Source organism: Bacillus sp. LQ01 (assembly GCF_057624735.1).
In genome coordinates this window covers 675,974-693,808 of record NZ_JBYEZL010000001.1, presented here as the reverse complement: position 1 = coordinate 693,808, position 17,835 = coordinate 675,974, and the positions used below count along the sequence as shown (strand labels likewise).

Below are 17,835 nucleotides of genomic sequence, written 5' to 3'. Positions count from 1 at the left end.
TCTTAGCTGTTTTTTCTTTTTTGAACTTGTACAATAAATTCTTTTTCATACTTCTTACCATTTATATAGAAATTCCCCCACATTTTATACGTGCCCTCGGCAGGAAATGTAATTCGGTATTGTAATTGTTCATCCGTATCTACAGGCATAGCGTATAAAAAATTCTCCTTCGTTTCATCCACTATATAGAGTGACTCTACTTCTCCTCTCTCTGAATGTAATTTCAATTTTTCACCCTTTTTCGCTTGAAACTGAAATGTTAACGTAACTGGTTCATTCGGATGTAATGCACCAAATAAAAGAGAAACTTCATACTCTCCTATTTTTTTTGTAAGTACACTGTCGATTGGAAATTTCACTTTTTTCTTATTGTTCTCCTCTTTCGTTCTACCAAAATTCTTCCTAGCGAATGACTCTACGGACTTATTTTTGTCTTCGTATAAAAATATTGTATATTCTTCGTCTTTCGCTATTTTGGAAGATAACTTATATGACCCGTTCCCTGCAAATGTGGGTTTAATTTGTTGTATGTTTTTTAACTGTCCATCTACAATCACTGCCCGCATTTGATCATTTACACCACGAATTTCATTATTCTTGTTGTTTAACAACTGAAATACAATATCTACTTTCTCATTTCCCTTTCCATTCGAAACATCCCACTTTACTTCCTGAACATCTCCTACAGTCTCTTCGTTTTCTTGATATTTTTTTATGTAAAATCCTCCTGCCACAATAAGTACTAACGCAATAAGCCCGATGACAAGATTTTTCAAAACATCACCTACCATTTTTATTGTCTCTATTCATACAAAACTTCTTAAGATATATATTCTAGATTATGATTTATGAAATCCTCCTATTTTGCACATATTACAAATAATAAAAAGATTTTAATTGAAAGGATTCGTAGTGTATAATGCAAATGATATTGATTTCTATCAATACATTATAAGGAGGACTTTTTTATGAGTGTACATATCGAAGCAAAACAAGGTGAAATCGCTGAATCTATTCTATTACCTGGTGATCCATTACGTGCAAAATATATCGCTGAAACATTTCTAGAGGACGTTACTTGCTATAATAATGTGCGTGGTATGTTAGGTTTCACTGGAACTTATAAAGGAAAACGTGTATCTGTTCAAGGTACAGGTATGGGTGTTCCTTCTATTTCTATTTATGTAAACGAATTAATCCAAAGCTACGGAGTTAAAAATTTAATTCGCGTTGGAACTTGCGGTGCAATTCAAAAAGATGTAAAAGTTCGTGATGTTATTATCGCAATGACGGCTTGTACTGATTCTAATATGAACCGTTTAACATTCCCAGGATTTGATTTTGCACCAGCTGCAAACTTTGACCTTTTAAAGAAAGCTTATGATGCTGGAACTGAAAAAGGATTACACGTTCGTGTCGGTAACGTTTTAACAGCAGATGTGTTTTATCGTGAAAGCATGGACATGGTTAAAAAACTTGGAGATTACGGTGTATTAGCAGTAGAAATGGAAACAACTGCTCTTTACACATTAGCAGCGAAATACGGTGTAAATGCATTATCAGTATTAACAGTTAGCGATCACATCTTCACTGGCGAAGAAACAACATCTGAAGAGCGTCAAACTACATTTAACGAAATGATTGAAATCGCTTTAGATGCAGCAATTCAACAATAGTACACTAAAGAACTTGTCATACGTCTGGCGAGTTCTTTTTATGTGACTTTTTATAAATAACTACTTTATAAAGAGACAGATTTCTCCCCTCTACTTTCTTGTAACGTTTGTTATAATAAAGTGAAACTTTAATCAGTGGGGGTTTTTTCCATCCCCCACTGATTATTAGTTGAACCAATCGGATTTTACGGGCAATTGATCTCCCACTTAACTCCCTTGTATTCGCCGAATTTTGAAGTGGGAGTCTTATTGCCCGTTAAAGCGGGATAAAGAAATCATTTACAGTATTTCTCATAAGAGGTGACGCAGTGAAAAACAGAAGTATCGTCTTTAAACTATTTTTATTAACATCCACTTTATTTACAATCATATTCCTACTTTTTTTCCTAGGACAATCTCTATTTTTAGAGAAATTTTATATTAATAAGAAAGTAAAAACAGTCCAAACTGCTTTTGAAAAATTCGTAGATAATTATGATAAAAGTGATAAAAGTTATGAGAAGGTTAGAAAACTAAAACAAGAATTTCATGATAAAACAAATGCCGATATGCAGTTTTTAGATTCTAACGGTATTATTAAAAGTGATAACAATTACTATATCGATGTATTTAATCCCAACAATAATAAACAGTATTCCATTCCACTCAATAATCTTTTAACACCAGAAGAATATAATAAATTCGAAAATTTAGGTTTAAAAAAAGATGTAATAATCAATGTTGATGGAGTCGTGCAAGAGAATAATATAATCACACCACAAAAATTAGGAACGAATTATAATCAATGGCAAAACGAACATTTCTATTCGGATTTTCAATCAATTAATGGAAATCCTTCTAAGAATAGACTTGCGAGCCGATACAAATCTACAACTCGAATCGTCTTTACAGGTGTTATAACTAAGTTACAGCTCCCATCCAAAGCTGAGGTTCGCCTTGCAAATGATATTGAAACATTACAAGCCGTTCAATATTTTGCTGATATGATTAGAGAGGGCACTTCTAACTCGAACCAATTAAGTACTTTCATATTAGATGGCGGAGAAAATATAAAAAATAGTATCTTTGTAAAACCGATTATAGAAAATGGAAGGATTACAGAATATGCTTTTGCGATAGCATCTTTGCAGCCTGTTAATGAAGCGATGCTCGTTTTAAAAGATTATTATGTCTATGCCTTAATCATCGTGTTTCTCGTAATTATTTTGTTATCCTTCTACTACTCAAAAATTATTGTAAAGCCATTAATTAAAATAAATCGTGTTACAAAAAAAATGGCTAATTTTGATTTCAGCGAGAAATTACCTGTTACAGCTGACGATGAAATTGGCGGGCTTTCTGGCAGTATCAATACATTATCTGTAAATTTAAAAGATCGAATCGATCGATTAAATGTTGCTAATACAAAGTTACAACAAGATATTGAACGTGAACGTCAATTAGAAAAAACAAGAAAAGAATTCATTTCTGGCGTATCACACGAATTAAAAACACCGCTAAGTGTAATTAGAAGTTTTGCAGAAGGAATTAAAGATGGTGTTAGTAAGGATACTTCGTATTATACTGATGTTATTTTAGAAGAAACAGAAAATATGAACAGGCTGATTGTTGAAATGTTAGAATTAGCAAAGTTGGAATCTGGTACTTACAAACTAGATATGACGACGTTCTCAATCGGTGAATTAACGCAACAAGTCTACACAAAATTATTATTTAGCATGGAAGAAAAACATTTACAAGTGAACGTCGATGCAGACCCTTCTATACTTGTTACAGCAAATCGCAGTCGCATTGAGCAAGTAGTTGTGAACTTACTAAGTAATGCAATTCGGTATACACCAGAGGGAGAAAAAATACAAGTCTCCATTATAGAAGCAGAAGATACCGTAAAAGTCGAAATCGAAAATACAGGAAACCCTATCCCTGAAGAAAGTCTTGAAAAAATTTGGGATCGCTTCTATCGTCTAGATGCATCACGTAGCCGTCACACTGGAGGTACCGGTCTCGGATTATCTATTGTAAAAAACATTTTAGACCTACATCATGCCGAGTATGGTGTATATAATACGACTAACAGTGTTGTATTCTATTTCAATTTACAAAAAGTAAAAGAAGTCAAATAATTTGTCTTAATTTCACTAGGAGTTCACATGAAATTCACACTCTCCCTTTATAGTAAGAAACAAGTTAATCCTTTCCTTTACACATATAAAAGAGGAGAGTGCGTGAAATGAAACAAGCAGGACAACCTATTCAAAATGAAAAACAATTAGAAACTATCAAAAATATACTTTTACAATCTTCGAAACGTGATGGCTTATTATTCGTATTAGCTGTAAATTCTGGCTTGAAAGTAAGTGAAATCTTACAATTAAAAGTTAGTGATGTAATCGATGAAAATGAAAATGTTCGCCATTCCATTTTATTTTACAATGAAAAAGTGAAGAAACATAAATGGTTTGCGGTAAATGAAGACTTACAGCACGCAATCGAAGACTACATGAAAGAACGTAAAACTTGGAAACGTAATGAACCATTGTTAAAATCTCAAAAAGGAACAAAATCTATTACGAGACAACATGCATGGTACATTTTAAACAAAGCTGCAAAAGAAGTTGGATTAGAAGGGATTAGCTCACATACACTTCGAAAAACTTGGGGTTATTGTGCATACAAATCAGGTGTTGATATTGCGTTTTTACAACACTTCTTTGATCACAGTACTCCATCAAAAACTTTAAAGTATATCGGTATTGCTTAATAACTCTTATACATAAAAAAGGTTACCATTTTAAAATTTGGTAACCTTTTTTATATTTCATATTCTCTTTTCTTGTCTCTCCTATACTGTAGTGGTACTCTAATAATAAGGGGGAGAAATTATGAACACACTTACAATTGAATTACCAAAAGAAACGGCTGAAAAACTTGATTTATTAAAACAAGCTTATGAAAAGAAAACAGGTGCTTCTATCTCTGAGAGCACTCTCGTTCAAACACTTATCTCAAAAGAATTTATCCAAGCGATAACTCCTTTTGATTTACAACAATTCGTCAATGGAAAAGAACAGCATTAATCGCTGTTCTTTTTTTATCTCTATTTAAAATATATAAAGTTTTTTATATATTTTTAAAAAAACCATTGACAATGATAATGATAACCATTATCATTTATTATGAAGCCAACAATTGATGAATCAACCAAACGCTCAGTAACATTGTTACCCCTCTTTTTCATATAGAAAGGCACTGTACATTCCCCCCTGTTTGTACAGTGCCTTTCTTGTTTATTATCATTCAAAAAAATTTAATTGCTCCGGCTTCGGCTCACCATATGTAATGTTCATCATTTTCATAAGCTGTTTCGCATTATCTGCTGCATCCCCACCTGAATTGTTGTTAAACAGTACGTATATATCCTTTGTTTTCTTTTTTAATTGCTCTAGTCGTTCAACCCATTCTTCCAGTTCTTTATTGTTGTAGCGATATAAACAGCGAACCGCTCTCCAATTTTCCCCTTTATCAAGCCAACCATGAACATTTCGACCGTGAAAACGTATTAATGCCATGTCTGAATTCGTAACCTCTAACACGAGTGGCACAGAACCTATCCCAGCCTGTGGTTCATCACAAATTGTATGAATCCATTTCTCCTGTTCTAGAAACTGTAACGTCTTATCTCTCATTTCTGGATAAAACCATGTTTGATTTCGAAATTCTATTGCACATGGTAAACCTTCCATTTTTTCTTTCGTATATCGAAGAAAATCTACATTTTTCTTTTTGCAATCAAACCATGGTGGATATTGAAATAAAATTGTTTTTAATTTATCAGCTTCTATTAAAGGAAGAATAGACTGTTTATACACATCAAACATCTCATCGAACGTAGAAAAAGGAATTTCACCTTTCATATGTCCTGTCATTCCTTGATACGCTTTTACGACAAAGGAAAAATCTTTCGGCGTTTCCATTGCCCATTTTATATAATTTCGTGCAGGTTGCATCGCGTAAAATGAACTATCCACTTCCACAATAGGAAAATACTCGCTATATGTTCGTAATTTATTTCTATTTTCATAGGGATTTATGTATAAAGAATCATGATCTCCCCATCCTGTCACTCCAATAAACAGCACATATACCCCTCCCTTTTAACTTCATCTTCAATTCACTTTCCAAACACTTTGCATCATGTAGCCTTTTCTTTAAGAGTATCCTTATAAAAATATGATATACTATATGGAAGAATTTTTAAAATGAGGGGTTATTTATTTATGCTTCCAAACGATGCTACTGTATCTCATGAAAAACGAATTGAAGAACTAGAAAATAAAGTACGTTTTTATGAAGAACTTGTGAATCAATTACCACATCATTTCACATACAAAAATCCACATATTGGTTTACGAATAAAGAAAGCTAGAACGACTCATTCCATTCAAGAAATACCAAAAGAGAATAAAGAGGCTCATTTTCAACTTACTTGTGATTCATTATTTTTATTTGAACAACTTGAAAAACACTTTGTACATATTTTTGATGCCTTTTCACATCATGTAACCTTTATCGATAGTAAAGGGAATATTACTTTATGTAATCAAGTTGCTGCAGATGATTTCGGTATAATACGAAATGATATTATCGGAAAACCGATTCAACAATTACTAAACTTGCCGGAAGAAAAAATTAAAGCAATTGAAACATTAAAAACGGGAACAGAAATATATAATGAAGAAGTTTTAGACAAAAACTATGGCATTATAAATAACCGAATTATTCGCGATTATAACGGGGAGATTTTTAGAGTTATTAGTGTCTTTCATTATTTAAATACAGAACGTGATGCAGAGAAGTTTTCGTTAGCAGGGCGAATCGCAGCTGGAATTGCACACGAAGTACGAAATCCTCTTACAACAGTACGAGGATACTTACAATTTTTACAAGAAAGCATTTCTCCATCAAATAAAGAGTTATTTAAAAACTTGCTTATCCCTGAATTAGATCGTGCAAATAATATTATTACAAAATTTTTAGCCATTTCAAAAACACGGGAATTTACAAGAGAACCGTTTCCCATCAATACATTTTTACGTGACTATATTCAACAGTTACTAGCTAGTGAAGTTTCCTTGCATAATATTTCAATTGATTATAACTTCTCTAATGAATTAGATGATATTTTAGTCAATATTGATCGACATGAACTTGTTCAAGTGTTTTTAAATCTATTTCAAAATGCCGTCGATGCTCAAGGCGACAAACCTCTTTCTATTCAAATTACTAGTTATCGCCTTAATAACTTCATTCGGATTACTTTCACAGATAATGGAATTGGTATTCCTCCAGCTATTCAAGAATATATCTTTGATCCATTCTTCTCAACGAAGGATTCGGGAACAGGACTAGGCTTGTCAGTAACAAAAAAAATCATCCAAAATCATAACGGCACATTAAAAATGACTAGTAATGAAGATGGTACAACTTTCACTATTTCAATTCCAATCTTACCTAAAACAACCCTTGAAAAATTAAATCAATGTAAATAAAGGACTAATCCACGAACTACATGCCAATTGTTAAACACTCCCAACAATTAGCATGTAGTTTTTTATGTTGCACTTTTCTTCTTTACATTATATAAACCTTTCTCTATATCTTACTTATTTCTTTCGTAGGTGGGCCAATTTCTTATTTTTTTTAGAAATGGTAGTTTGTCCATCACGAATTTAGTATAAATTTCATTTTAATATATAGTAATGACTGATGATTCTATGAAAGAAAAGAATGAAAAGATGAACAATAAAAATAAAGGAAAAGTATTTTATGGTAATGATTGTTGCGAAGTAAGAGCATGTAACCATATTAACATCCCTAAGTCAGAACTTACAGAATTTGTTAGACTTCTTCAAGCTCTTGGTCAAGCTATTCTAGTTCAATATGGATTTGGTTGCCTAGGCGGAGGAACTACGGGGACTACTGGTGCTCAAGGCGCTCAAGGACCTGCGGGCGATACAACTGCGACACTATCTGTCTTCCGAATTTACTAACCACAATTTCCGAAAATATTTTGGGAGGACTAAGCACATTTATAAGTAATAGATGTGATTTTGATTGTCTATTAAATCTCTCTTTTAATAAAAAGGAGCACTTGTTTGGGAGGATAAGTGCTCCTTCTTTACGTTTCTTTACCTCAAATTTACTCTATCTTAATCCTCATTTTGTATGATAAATAATGAAGTCAAAAATATGAAAGAGGGATGAAAATGAGAGTTATGTCACTAATACGCATTTGGATTGCTCTTATGGTATGCATTATTTTATGTGTAGGATTTTTTTTAACTCTAAAATATTCCACTATTTCAAAAGCAGATAGAAAAACTGTTCCATACAAAATTTTGTATACGAAACAAAGCAACATCCCTTATTCCAATGCAACAAAAAATGAAAAGAAAGTTATAACGGGAATGCTTATTACGAAAGCTTCTAGTTCCGAAGCGTTACTTCAAATTGCTGAAACGATTAAAGATCAGTATACAAATAAAAAAATCGATGAAATTACACTTTCTATCCACAATGAAAATAATGGTAATTACGAAGAAGAATTACCTTACGAACCTATTAGTAAAGGAAAAATAATTGTCACATACGATTCTCAATCCTTTGGCAATACGAACATTATACTTAACGAGTAGTAACTAGTACGGAGAAGGGATAATTTCAATCGTTTAAAGTTTCATTTTGTTTTTCATACAAAAAAGAGGCGAATTTCATTATTCGCCTCTTTCTTTTACCAAAATGAAGGAATCCATTCTTTCACTTTATCAATCCACTCTTGTTGCTCTTTTTTTCTTTGTTGTTCCTCTTCTTTCCTTCTCTTCTCTTCTTCTTTTCTTCGCTTTTCTTCTTCAATTGTTTGCAATTGTTTTTTATAGTCCGCCTCAGATATTAACGATAATTGGAACGCTTTTTGGGCTGGGTTTGCATTTGCTTTTTTCATGATATCCCGGAACATCGTCGTTGTAATTTGACTACCACCTGGAACATAATGCTCGCTATCTGTTTTGTCATATCCTACCCAAATCGCACCTACTAAATCTGGTGTGTATCCTACAAACCACGAGTCCTTTGCCCCTACGCTCGGGCCATTTACAAGTTGAGTAGTCCCTGTCTTTCCTGCTGTATCAACATTAGTAACTTTCGCTTTTCCACCTGTTCCCTTTTCTACAACACCTTTTAATAAATACGTCATCTTTTGAGCAATTTTCTCACTCGTCACTCGTGTCTCTTTCTTATACCATTTCCCTATTATTTCCCCTTCAGCATTTTGAACTTCTCTAATTGCATGAGCCTCTACTTGAACCCCATCATTAGCAAATGTACTATATGCTTGAGCCATTACAAATGGTGATGTCCCTACATGCATCCCACCTAAAGCAATTGGATACGTACGGTCTTCTGGTACTAATGGAATACCAAATCGCTCTAAAGATTTCAATCCTTTATCTAATCCTATTTGTTCTAATAGCCACACAGCGGAAACATTATACGACTTTGCTACCGCTTCATACATTGTCACATTACCATGAAAAGCCTGATCACTATTTTTCGGTTCATATTCTTTAATATGAAATGGTTCATCCTTTAATATATCGTATACTTCATACCCTTGTTCTAAAGCGGGTACATATACAGCTAGAGGCTTTAATGTTGAACCTGGCTGTCTTTTTAATTGCGTAGCATGATTAAATTGTAAAAACTGATATGGTCCTCTACCCCCAACTAAAGCTGGAACACCGCCTGTTTTGGGATTTATAAGGACTACACCTGTTTGCATAAGTTGATCTGAGCCACTATCTTTGAAATAGCTATCATTATTCACAACATCTTCTACAGCTTGTTGTTTTTTCGGATCAAGCTCAGTATAAATACGATAACCACCTGCTAAAATTTCATTTTGTGTCAATTCGTATTTGTCCATCGCTTCTCTAACAATATAGTCTACATATTGAGAATATTTTCCCTTGTATTTATCATCCACACCACGTTTTAATACAAGACCACTCTCTTTTTCTTTATTATACTGTTCGTCAGAAATATACCCTTGCTCTTTCATTAAGCTTAATACGACATTACGTCTTTCAATTGACTTGTTAAAGTTTTTATAAGGTGAATATGCAGATGGTGCTTTAATCAAGCCTGCAATCGTTGCAGCTTCTGAAATTGTTAAATCTTTTACATCTTTATCAAAATAAGATTTTGCTGCCCTTTTTATACCCCAAGCACCTTCCCCAAAATAAATTTGATTCATATACATTTCAATAATTTCATCTTTTGTATAAGTACGTTCTATTTTTTTTGTTAAAAAGTATTCCTTTATTTTACGAGAAAATGTACGATCTTGTGTCAGAAATACATTCTTCGCAAGCTGCTGTGTAATTGTACTTCCCCCAGCTACAACTTCTCCTGCTGTAATATTTTTAAAAACCGCACTTATAATTCCACTATAATAAATACCATGATGGTTAAAAAATTCCTTATCTTCTACTGCAACAATTGCCTGAACCATAATATCAGGAATATCTTTTCTTTTAACGCCTTCTGTTTTCGAAGAAGCTAATTTAGTTGCGACCTCATTATTTGCATCATAAATTAAAGTCGGTTGTGGAACAGCTTGTTTTAGTTCAGATATGTCTTGAATGGAAATTATTATATTTACAGCAATAAATAGAGTAACGAATACACTTCCCAATACAATTAATGAATTACGAAGTTTCTTCCTCTTATTGAACCACTCAAGCATTTTTTTAAAATGAGTGTTCTTCAATTTCATTCGTTCACTTCCTTCATTTATTTACACTCTTCTTTTTAAAAGGAAGAATATACCGCCTTTTAAATTTATTATAATAACGTAGTCATTCCTATAGTGTAAAGCTTTTCTTTTACATTCATACTTTTTGCAAGAAAAGGACATTCTACAAGTAAGATATTCACTATTGGATATTAATATTATTAATAGAACAACGAGAGTTATGTTAAGTTTTTGTAAACTTTTCGATAAAATGTTTTAAAAAACGACAGTTTTTTGTTAGAATTGATTAGCCAATATATTTTACATATATTACTTTTGTGGGGGTAACAATAATGGTCTTTAAATCAAAAAAAGATAAATTTTCTGAAATGTTAATGAATGTTTCCGAAAATTTAAAAGAAGGCGCGCAGTTTTTCGTGGAGTATAAAATTAAAAATGCTAGCGATTTAAAAGAGTTTTCTATGCGCATGAAAGAGTATGAGTCAAAAGGTGACTCATTTATTCACGAAATCATTATGGAGTTAAACAAAGCGTTTATCACTCCGATTGAACGTGAGGACATCCTACAACTTGCAATGAGTATGGATGATGTATTAGACGGATTAGATCACAGTGCTGGTCTGTTCGAAATGTATTCTATTACAGAAGCAGATGAATACATGATTAAATTCGTAGAAGCAATTAATCAATGTGCGATTGAGATTGCAAACTCTGTTGAATTAATGTCTAACAAAAAATTAGTCGACATTCGTACAAATGCGATTAAGATTAAGGATTATGAATCACAGTGTGATGATATTCGCCGTCATGCAATTAAGAACTTATTCTCTCGTGAAAAAGATCCGATTAAGATTATTCAATTTAAAGAGATTTACGAAGAGCTTGAAGAAGTAGCTGATAGCTGTCAAAGCGTTGCAAACGTATTAGAAACAATTATTATGAAGAACGCGTAAGGAGTTTGATCATGGATACACTCTTGATACTGACCGTTTTAGTAGTCATTTGCGCTTTAGCTTTTGACTTTATCAATGGATTTCACGATACAGCAAACGCTATTGCAACGGCTGTTTCAACGAAAGCTCTAAAGCCTAGACATGCCATTATTATGGCGGCTATTATGAACTTTTTGGGCGCAATGACATTTACAGGTGTAGCAAAAACGATTACAAAAGATATCGTTGATCCATTCGCCTTACAAAATGGTTCTCTTGTAATTTTAGCTGCTTTGCTTGCGGCGATAGCTTGGAACTTAATTACTTGGTACTACGGTATTCCAAGTAGTTCTTCGCATGCAATTATCGGCTCAATCGCAGGTGCAGCAATTGCGGCCGCTGGGATTAGCTCGCTAAATCTTAAAGGATTTATTAAAATTATTGAAGCTTTAATCATTTCACCGATTATCGCTTTCGTTATTGGTTATACCGTATACAGTATTTTTAAAGTAGTATTTAAAAACTTTAACTTAACGAAAACGAATAAGAACTTCCGTATATTCCAGATTTTCACTGCAGCATTACAAGCCTACACACACGGTACGAATGATGCACAAAAAGCAATGGGAATCATTACGATGGCTCTTATGGCTAATAACTATCATACTTCTAGCGATATCCCGTTCTGGGTACAATTATCTTGTGCTATCGCAATGGGGCTTGGTACTTCTGTCGGCGGATGGAAAATTATTAAAACTGTCGGTGGACAAATTATGAAAATTCGTCCTGTAAATGGTGTAGCTGCCGATTTATCATCATCACTTGTTATTTTCGGTGCAACATTCATTCACTTACCGGTTAGTACGACGCACGTTATCTCTTCTTCTATTTTAGGGGTTGGTGCTTCTCACCGTGTGAAAGGGGTAAAATGGGGAACTGCAAAACGCATGTTAATTACATGGGTTATTACACTTCCTATTTCAGCTTCTTTAGCTGCTCTGTTTTACTACCTATTACATTTTGTTTTCTAATCAAAAGTCGTCTTCCTTATTTTTCTAGGAAGACGACTTTTTTGTGAACAAGCCTATTTCTCATTAAAAAGCGTGTATAATAATTGGTGGATAAGTTATTTAGAGGAGTTGGCAATTTTGGAATACATCATGTTACTTTTCATCGGACTAATCGCCGGAACAGTCGGCAGCCTAGTTGGGCTTGGAGGCGGAATTATTATTGTTCCGTTATTAATTGGATTACACAGTTTATCACCACAACTTGCAGTAGGGACTTCTATGGTAACAGTCGTTTTCACAGGACTATCTTCCACCCTTACTTACATGAAGCATAAGCGAGTAGATTATAAAAGTGGACTTATTTTATTTATCGGAAGCGGCCCTGGTGGTATTATCGGATCATGGGCAAATAAATTTTTAAACCAAGACACATTTTCTTTATACTTTGGGATTTTCCTTATATTCGTCTCAATTCTACTTATGCTTCGAGACAAATTAAAACCTCTTTCCCTCTCAAATACGTCTGTAATTAAGCGTTCTTTTACAGATAATGATGGAAATACTGTACACTACCAATTCCCACCGTTTCTTGCTATCTTTATCGCCTTTATAGTTGGGTTTATATCTGGATTATTTGGAATTGGTGGCGGTGCCTTACTTGTTCCAGCAATGATGCTTCTTTTTGCATTCCCAGCACATATTGCAGTAGCAACTTCAATGTTCATCGTATTTCTATCAGCAATTGTAAGTTCTGCAACTCACATCTCACTTGGAAATGTCAGCTGGATTTATGCATTAATCCTGATTCCGGGTGCATGGATTGGCGGAAAAATCGGGGCTTACATTAATACAAAACTAAGTGGTAACGCCGTAATTAATTTATTACGTATTACGTTGATTATTCTTGGAACTAGATTAATCATTATTTCCCTTTTATAACGTATTCTTTTTAGAATGCGTTTTTCTTATACACATGAATATAAAAATCCTCCGAGGAGAACAAATAAAATTAAACAAACACATAATAACATATAATTTGAAATATGTACTTTCTTCAAGTTGACCACTCCTATAACTGCGACTGTTATCTTTATGATAGCGAAAAAATAGTTCACTTGCAGTTACAGAGTGCTAACAATGCAAAATCAATTATTACAAATTTTATCCTTATATTTCATTTCTTTGTATATTCTATCGATTTAATAAAAAAAGATGTCATATTGACATCTTTTTTAATGAAGAAGTGACCACCCCATGAAGTCTTCATGTACTTGGCACGCCCTCTTATCGTTTCGATCATATAATTCAGCATAGCTATCTGTTTCTTCATCATAAGCCATCGTATAAATAATTTGGCCGTCTACTTCAACGGATAAAACGACTCCACCTTTCATCTCTTCTACATGAATGATAGCATTCGCCGGAATTCTCATATCCGTCATTCTCATCGCATCTAACAATATACTAAACCCCCTACAGCGTATTCATTGCTAGTACTATTACACACTAAATAGTATACTACTGTAATAGCATACATTTCGTCAATGAAATTGCTGTTGAAATAGCATATTGTCTATATACATATACGCTAAAATAGAAGAAATAGAAACATATTAATGGGGGGCTAACATTGATTCTACACAAAGGAGATGTACTATTCCGTCAAGGCGAGGACGGTCCTTTATACTTTATAAAAACAGGCTTATTAAAAGTAGTTCGGCTAGAAGAAGACGGAACACCATTTTTATTCAACATTATCGTTCCAGGTGAAACGATACCTCATCATTCTTTAATTTCACCGAAAGAATATCACGGTACAGCTATCGCTTTAATAAAAACAGAAGTGGAACCGATCACTAATAGTGAATGGTACGAGAGACTTCAAGCAAATCCCGAATCGTATGCTAACATCGCTATGCAATTGCAATCTAAATTAAGAATGATGCAACAACGAATTGATCAATTGACAACCGTCTCTCCGAAAGAACGTCTTCATCGTTTACAAGAATGGTTCGCCCTATATTTAGGTGACATTCCTATATATGAAATATTAACACAAACCGAAATTGGTCAACTGATAGGTATACGTCGTGAAACAGTAAACCGTTTATTACGAGAACAAATAAAAAACGAGGTAAAATAAATACCTCGTTTTTTTGCTTATTGTAAGCTTGTTGCTGGGCCGAAAAATTCATAATGAATATGCTCTTGTTTCACACTTAAATCAGTTAGTGCAGCATTTATATGCTTCATAAATGCTACTGGACCACAGAAATAAAACTCTGCTTCAGTTGTCGGAATAATAGTTTTTAACCATTCACTTTCAATGAAACCTTCTTTATCAAAGTTCTTCATTTCTAAATCTTTTTCAGTCGGTGCAGAATAACAAGTATATGCTTTAACTTGTTCATATTCATTTTCTACTGTCTTAACGTGTTCTTTCATTGCATGTGTATTACTATTTATTGCTGCATGAACAAAATATACATTACGTTTTGAATCTTGTTCAATTAACGTATTTAACATACTCATCATCGGTGTAATCCCTACTCCACCACTAATTAGTACAACTGGTAATGTTGAATCCATATTTAACACGAAATCTCCCGCTGGTGCACTTACTGGTAAAACATCTCCTTCTTTTACATGTTCATGTAAGTAATTAGACACTTTACCGTCTGGTGTATCTACACCTTTTTCTTTTTTTACACTAATACGATAATATTCTTTCCCAGGAGCATCGGATAAACTATATTGACGATTATGTGTATATGTCTCACCTTCAATATTGATTTGAATCGTTACATATTGACCTGGGATGAATGAAGAAACTTTCCCTCCATCTTCAGGTTTCAAATAAAATGACGTAATAACATCGCTTTCCTTCACTTTTTTAACAATCACAAAGTTGCGGAAGTCTTTCCATCCACCTTCTTTATGTGCAGCTTCTTCATACATCTCTGCTTCAATGCTAATGAATGCATCAGCAATGACACCATATGCTTCTCCCCATGCATTTAAAACTTCATCAGGTGCACCTGCGATCTCTTTAATGGCACGTAGTAAACATGTACCTACAATCGGGTAATGCTCTGCTTTAATACCTAAACTTCTATGCTTATGACCAATTTGTTTTACAACTGGAATAATAGCTTCTAAATTATCAATGTACGTTGCAGCTGCATAAACAGCATTCGCTAACGCTTGTTGTTGTCTTCCCTTTTTCTGATTTGTATGGTTGAAAATATTCAATAACTCCGGATGTTCCGAAAATAAAATTTCATAAAATCTCGTTGTAATTTCAACGCCTTTTTCTTGTAATAATGGTACTGTTGACTTTACGATTTCAATTGTTTTTGCACTTAACATTGTATCCCACTCCTCTATTTCCTTAACTGTTTTTAGTTTAACTGAATCTTATAATGCAGATTGTGATTTTAATCACTATTAACACGGTGTTTTTGTGAATAATATATGAACATTGTATTTACAAAAGAAAATAAGCTAACTAGAATTCTAGCTAGCTTATTATTTTGTTTGTATAGCTTGTTCAATTACTTTTATATCTTTCCCATCGCCAAACTCCGTATATCCCCAGATATTCGTTTCACCTCTATATTTATTTACGATAATATCCAAGTCATGATATACACGGTGGGCATACACTACATACTCAATATTTTGAAGTTCCACACCTTTTTTTACAATTTCATAGCTTCTATTTACATCACGTTTTATTTTTTCATTCTTTATTTCTGTATGTATATTTTTTAACGATGATTCTTGTTGTTGAAACCATTGCTTAAATTGATTCCAATCCCCGTCTGTATAATTCTCTGCTTTACCGTAATTTAAGAAATTATTATAGCTTTCATGTGTCATTCGAATAAAATTTAGCACTTTTGTCTCTTCTTGCACATCTTCTATTTGAGCTATTGTATTTACCTCAGCAGGCTTATTCGCATAATGTAACAGCACTTTCATAAGACTATAGCTTGCAATGATCATCACGATAATAATCCCGAATACACTTAACAATTTCTTCATATACAGAACTCCTTCTCTACTAAAAATATTACAATGTATGACTATACTTGTAACTTTCTCTCGTAGAAATATAATTCCTGTATAAATTCTTCCTATCATTTCGACAATATTTTTCTATACATTTCTCGTTGGCAAATGTTCTTGTAAAACAATATATCCTTCATAAGCTGTGTAACCGAGTATAGCCATTAATCCAATATAACAAGCAAATACTGTCCATTTCGTTTTCGCATCCACTTTATAATAGTTTTCTTGTTGTTCCTTTTCTGTTTTCCATTCATTTAATTTTCTTTCTGACGCTTCAAATGCTTCCCTTATGTGAATTGTATACTCATCTTTTTCATCTTCATATGGAACATAATCTAACGGTTCGAACTTCGGTAAAAGATACTCTAACACTTCCATTTTTTGAAGTTCACCTATTTGTAACTCTTTTTCCCGTTCTCTTTGTCTTAATGCATTCATCTCATGATGCATCACGTATATAGTCCGATGTACAGCACCCGTTTCTTTTAATTCCTCTTCAAGCCTAGTAACATATTCTTTCATCCCATCAATTTTATGCCCTAATTCCTTAATCGGCTCATCTCTCTTTATTACTCTATATAACTCCATACAACCGATAATAACAATAAATCCTCCCAAAATACTTTTAAAGTAAATTGAATAGCCAAGTAATAAAATAAGGCCTGCTCCCCAAATTTTAGTACTGACAACTGAAATAATTCGCCCACCATCTAGCGGCGAAACGGGAATTAAATTAAAGAAATTAATCATACTTCCAAGCAAAATAACAAGCGCCCAAAATGGCTCTTTCGTCATTATATAAAGCGGTATCGCGGGTAAAAATGACAGAAGTCCGAAAAGCGGACCCATATAGGCAATGTAAGCTTCATCTTTCGCATTTTTCGGCATCTCTTTCATTCCAATAAGGGCCCCCATAAATGGAATAAAGATTGCTGGCGATGTTGGGATCCCCTTTCTTTTCGCAGCCCATAAATGGCCCATTTCATGAACAAACAACAAATAAATGAGCGCCACTCCAAATTTCCAACCATATAGAACTGCGTATGCGCCAAGCGATAGAAACATACTAAATACCGTTGAAAACTTTGCTAATTTAAAAATTGCAAATACCCACTTTAACTTAGACAGTAAAAATAGACCTATCGCAACAATAATTCCCCATAATCCTTTTTTATTATTTTTCATATTCCTCTCCTTTATCTCTCATTAATGAATCATATTCATTCATTAAAGCTTGTTCTTTTCTCTATTATGACATATTTTTTTCTATTGTTAGAAATAATGTTTATATAATCCATTTTCAGCCAAAAATATAAATAAAAGGAGGTGTA

The 17,835-nt window shown here is 33.4% G+C and carries 18 protein-coding genes; 11 read left to right on the top strand and 7 right to left on the bottom strand.

The genetic code is table 11. The features are described 5' to 3' along the window. Positions 1-2: 2 nt before the first annotated feature. Entirely contained in the window at positions 3-791 is a 789-nt protein-coding gene (locus AC22L0_RS03765) for a hypothetical protein (protein WP_000232610.1), read from the bottom strand. 177 nt (positions 792-968) lie between these two features. Between AC22L0_RS03765 and deoD the strand changes: the two genes are divergently transcribed. The 4 genes from deoD to AC22L0_RS03745 all read left to right on the top strand — a co-directional run bounded on the left by deoD (position 969) and on the right by AC22L0_RS03745 (position 4,753). Beyond that, on the top strand, positions 969-1,676 hold the full coding sequence (gene deoD, locus AC22L0_RS03760) for a purine-nucleoside phosphorylase (protein ID WP_000110707.1): 708 nt from the start codon (positions 969-971) through the stop codon (positions 1,674-1,676). Positions 1,677-1,984: 308 nt separating this feature from the next. Further along, complete coding sequence (locus tag AC22L0_RS03755; RefSeq protein ID WP_048568843.1) at positions 1,985-3,799, top strand: sensor histidine kinase; 1,815 nt, start codon at positions 1,985-1,987, stop codon at positions 3,797-3,799. Positions 3,800-3,906: 107 nt separating this feature from the next. Then, complete coding sequence (locus AC22L0_RS03750) at positions 3,907-4,437, top strand: tyrosine-type recombinase/integrase (protein WP_000806236.1); 531 nt, start codon at positions 3,907-3,909, stop codon at positions 4,435-4,437. Between the two features lie 121 nt (positions 4,438-4,558). Continuing rightward, complete coding sequence (locus AC22L0_RS03745) at positions 4,559-4,753, top strand: DUF3924 domain-containing protein (protein ID WP_001094860.1); 195 nt, start codon at positions 4,559-4,561, stop codon at positions 4,751-4,753. A gap of 216 nt (positions 4,754-4,969) precedes the next feature. Here AC22L0_RS03745 and AC22L0_RS03740 read toward each other — a convergent pair whose 3' ends face one another. Beyond that, positions 4,970-5,815, bottom strand: coding sequence for a DUF72 domain-containing protein (locus tag AC22L0_RS03740; RefSeq protein WP_000897354.1), 846 nt, complete (start codon positions 5,813-5,815; stop codon positions 4,970-4,972). Positions 5,816-5,953: 138 nt separating this feature from the next. Here AC22L0_RS03740 and AC22L0_RS03735 point away from each other — a divergent pair, with 138 nt between their 5' ends. From AC22L0_RS03735 to AC22L0_RS03725, 3 genes are all read left to right on the top strand, one after another. After that, positions 5,954-7,225: an ATP-binding protein gene (locus AC22L0_RS03735; protein ID WP_487272147.1), complete on the top strand. Its 1,272-nt coding sequence runs from the start codon at positions 5,954-5,956 to the stop codon at positions 7,223-7,225. Between the two features lie 225 nt (positions 7,226-7,450). Then, entirely contained in the window at positions 7,451-7,726 is a 276-nt protein-coding gene (locus tag AC22L0_RS03730) for a hypothetical protein (protein ID WP_142340561.1), read from the top strand. Positions 7,727-7,942: 216 nt separating this feature from the next. After that, positions 7,943-8,371 (top strand): hypothetical protein, encoded by a 429-nt coding sequence (locus AC22L0_RS03725; RefSeq protein ID WP_001265577.1) that lies wholly within the window; start codon positions 7,943-7,945, stop codon positions 8,369-8,371. A 95-nt stretch (positions 8,372-8,466) separates the two neighbouring features. Here AC22L0_RS03725 and AC22L0_RS03720 read toward each other — a convergent pair whose 3' ends face one another. After that, positions 8,467-10,509 (bottom strand): transglycosylase domain-containing protein, encoded by a 2,043-nt coding sequence (locus AC22L0_RS03720; RefSeq protein ID WP_097997920.1) that lies wholly within the window; start codon positions 10,507-10,509, stop codon positions 8,467-8,469. 311 nt (positions 10,510-10,820) lie between these two features. Between AC22L0_RS03720 and AC22L0_RS03715 the strand changes: the two genes are divergently transcribed. The 3 genes from AC22L0_RS03715 to AC22L0_RS03705 all read left to right on the top strand — a co-directional run bounded on the left by AC22L0_RS03715 (position 10,821) and on the right by AC22L0_RS03705 (position 13,369). Further along, a complete protein-coding gene (locus AC22L0_RS03715) occupies positions 10,821-11,441 on the top strand; it encodes a DUF47 domain-containing protein (RefSeq protein ID WP_000231449.1) in 621 nt (206 codons plus the stop codon). 11 nt (positions 11,442-11,452) lie between these two features. Continuing rightward, positions 11,453-12,451: an inorganic phosphate transporter gene (locus AC22L0_RS03710; RefSeq protein WP_000380273.1), complete on the top strand. Its 999-nt coding sequence runs from the start codon at positions 11,453-11,455 to the stop codon at positions 12,449-12,451. A gap of 117 nt (positions 12,452-12,568) precedes the next feature. Then, a complete protein-coding gene (locus tag AC22L0_RS03705; protein WP_000455762.1) occupies positions 12,569-13,369 on the top strand; it encodes a sulfite exporter TauE/SafE family protein in 801 nt (266 codons plus the stop codon). Between the two features lie 293 nt (positions 13,370-13,662). Here AC22L0_RS03705 and AC22L0_RS03700 read toward each other — a convergent pair whose 3' ends face one another. Next, the gene (locus AC22L0_RS03700; protein WP_000883009.1) at positions 13,663-13,890 is read right to left on the bottom strand and encodes a hypothetical protein; all 228 of its coding nucleotides are present in this window, start codon (positions 13,888-13,890) and stop codon (positions 13,663-13,665) included. Positions 13,891-14,060: 170 nt separating this feature from the next. Between AC22L0_RS03700 and AC22L0_RS03695 the strand changes: the two genes are divergently transcribed. After that, the gene (locus tag AC22L0_RS03695; protein ID WP_000600581.1) at positions 14,061-14,573 is read left to right on the top strand and encodes a Crp/Fnr family transcriptional regulator; all 513 of its coding nucleotides are present in this window, start codon (positions 14,061-14,063) and stop codon (positions 14,571-14,573) included. Positions 14,574-14,590: 17 nt separating this feature from the next. Here the strand turns inward: AC22L0_RS03695 and hmpA are convergent, their stop codons facing one another. The 3 genes from hmpA to AC22L0_RS03680 form a co-directional block, all read right to left on the bottom strand. Then, positions 14,591-15,799, bottom strand: a complete 1,209-nt coding sequence (gene hmpA, locus AC22L0_RS03690; protein WP_000947317.1) for an NO-inducible flavohemoprotein — start codon at positions 15,797-15,799, stop codon at positions 14,591-14,593. A 159-nt stretch (positions 15,800-15,958) separates the two neighbouring features. Beyond that, the gene (locus AC22L0_RS03685; protein WP_000735526.1) at positions 15,959-16,477 is read right to left on the bottom strand and encodes a hypothetical protein; all 519 of its coding nucleotides are present in this window, start codon (positions 16,475-16,477) and stop codon (positions 15,959-15,961) included. A gap of 114 nt (positions 16,478-16,591) precedes the next feature. After that, positions 16,592-17,689 (bottom strand): site-2 protease family protein, encoded by a 1,098-nt coding sequence (locus tag AC22L0_RS03680; protein WP_000794491.1) that lies wholly within the window; start codon positions 17,687-17,689, stop codon positions 16,592-16,594. Positions 17,690-17,835: the final 146 nt, after the last annotated feature.